The sequence below is a fragment of the Kitasatospora sp. NPDC091276 genome, from assembly GCF_040684355.1.
Lineage (GTDB): Bacteria > Actinomycetota > Actinomycetes > Streptomycetales > Streptomycetaceae > Kitasatospora.
This window is the reverse complement of sequence record NZ_JBFBFU010000080.1, coordinates 1-1892: the sequence shown is the minus strand read 5'-3', so window position 1 is coordinate 1892 and position 1892 is coordinate 1. Positions and strand designations below refer to the sequence as shown.

Here is a 1892-nt window from a genome sequence, read left to right as displayed (position 1 = left end):
ACCTCCGCCGCGAACGGAGCGATCTTCGCCTCGGCCAGCGAACGCACCGCCTCACGGAGCATCTCGTGCTCCTCGGAGATACGGAAGAGATCGAACTCCTGGCTCATGATCGCCACTCCTGTTTCACGACGGTACTCAGTACCCTTCATTATGCACCCACGCGGCAAAAAGGGAACTCAGTGCCTTCACATGGCGGCACTGAGTTCCCTATCCTTTTTTCTGCCGAACTTCTGCCGAACAAGCCGGTCCGAGCGCAGGGAGATGACAGCGTGGTCCACTCAGCCATCGATGCCGACACCCGGAGCACCACGCTGTACTTCCAGCGCTGCTCGTGGTGCTGCAATCCGACCTTCCAGCGGCTGCTCTGCCCCACCTGCGGCTCCACCGAGCTGCGGCTGGAGCCCAGCGAGGGCACCGGCGTGGTCCGGCGCTGCGAGGTCGAGCAGGCCCGGACGCCGCTGGTCCGCCAGAAGTCCCTGATCCGGATGGCCGAGGGCTTCGACGTCTGGTGCATCGTCGACGGGCTGCGCAGCACCGTCCCGGTCGGGACGCGGGTGCGGCTGCTGTCCGCCCCCGGCTCCGACCAGCCCGAGCTGCGGCTGCTGCCGATGGAGGGGCCGCAGCCGCCGGTGGACGTCGAGCCGCGCCCGCTGCCGCCCGTCCAGGGCGGGTTCACCCAGCACCTCGCGGCCTTCGCCGAATAGCGTCCACCGCACGGCGGAGGGCGTGGCACCGGGTACCCGGTGCCACGCCCTCCCACTGCCGTGTGCGGGGATCAGCCCTTGCGGGCCTTCACCTCGGCGGTCAGCTGCGGCAGCACGGCGAACAGGTCGCCGACCACGCCGTAGTCCGCCAGCTCGAAGATCGGGGCCTCCGGGTCCTTGTTGACGGCCACGATGGTCTTCGAGGTCTGCATGCCCGCCCGGTGCTGGATGGCGCCGGAGATGCCATTGGCCACGTACAGCTGCGGCGAGACCTGCTTGCCGGTCTGGCCGACCTGGTTGCTGTGCGGGTACCAGCCCGCGTCGACGGCGGCACGCGAGGCGCCGACGGCCGCGCCCAGCACGTCCGCGAGCTCCTCGACGACGCCGAAGCCGGCCGCCTCGCCGACGCCACGGCCGCCCGAGACCACGATCGCGGCCTCGGTCAGCTCCGGACGACCGGTCGACACCCGCGGGGTGCGCGAGGTGACCTTGGCCGCGTTGCCGGTGAACTCCACCGCCACGTTCTCCACCGCGCCCGCGCCCGCAACGGCCTCGGGGGCCACCGCGTTCGGCTTGACGGTGATGACCGGCACGCCGTTGCTGACGCGCGAGTCGACGGTGTAGGAGGCGGCGAACACCGACTGGGTGGCGATCGGGCCGCCGTCGCCCGCACGCAGGTCGATGGCGTCGGTGATGATGCCGGAGCCCAGCCGCAGTGCGACGCGGGCGGCGACCTCCTTGCCCTCGCCGGTGGAGGTGACCAGGACGGCGGCGGCGTCGTTGGCCTTGGCGATCTGGGTGAGGGCGTCCACCTTCGGGACGACCAGCTGGTCGGTGAACTCCGCGCCGTCGGCGACGTACACCTTGGCCGCGCCGTACTCGGCGGCCTTGGCCGCGAGGTCGGCGGCGGCGGCACCGGCGCCCAGCACGACCGCGGACGGCTCGCCGATCCGGCGGGCCAGGGTCAGCAGTTCGAGGGCCGGCTTGCGGACCGCACCGTCGGCGTGGTCCACCAGGACGAGAATCTCAGCCATTGCTCAATGTCTCCGTGTTTCGCTGTGGCAGGGGGTGGGTGGCTCGGCCGGGCCGGCTCAGATGAACTTCTGGTCGGCGAGGAAGCCGGCGAGCTGCCTGCCGCCCTCGCCCTCGTCCTTGACGACCGTGCCCGCGGTCCGCGCCGGACGCGCC

The 1892-nt window shown here is 71.2% G+C and carries 2 protein-coding genes and 1 pseudogene; 1 reads left to right on the top strand and 2 read right to left on the bottom strand.

Annotated elements, in window-relative coordinates; translation table 11 throughout:
• The first annotated feature begins 269 nt into the window (after positions 1–269).
• Positions 270–704, top strand: a complete 435-nt coding sequence (locus AB0O19_RS38440; RefSeq protein WP_363585622.1) for a hypothetical protein — start codon at positions 270–272, stop codon at positions 702–704.
• Positions 705–775: 71 nt separating this feature from the next.
• On the opposite strand, the gene AB0O19_RS38435 is transcribed toward AB0O19_RS38440, so the two are convergent.
• A complete protein-coding gene (locus tag AB0O19_RS38435) occupies positions 776–1738 on the bottom strand; it encodes an electron transfer flavoprotein subunit alpha/FixB family protein (protein ID WP_363626390.1) in 963 nt (320 codons plus the stop codon).
• A gap of 57 nt (positions 1739–1795) precedes the next feature.
• Positions 1796–1892, bottom strand: a pseudogene (locus tag AB0O19_RS38430) (electron transfer flavoprotein subunit beta); the annotation flags it as partial.

Bases quoted from the DNA above. Each gene is read 5' to 3' on its own strand.
- AB0O19_RS38435 (WP_363626390.1), bottom strand. From the start codon at position 1,738: ATGGCTGAGATTCTCGTCCTGGTGGACCACGCCGACGGTGCGGTCCGC.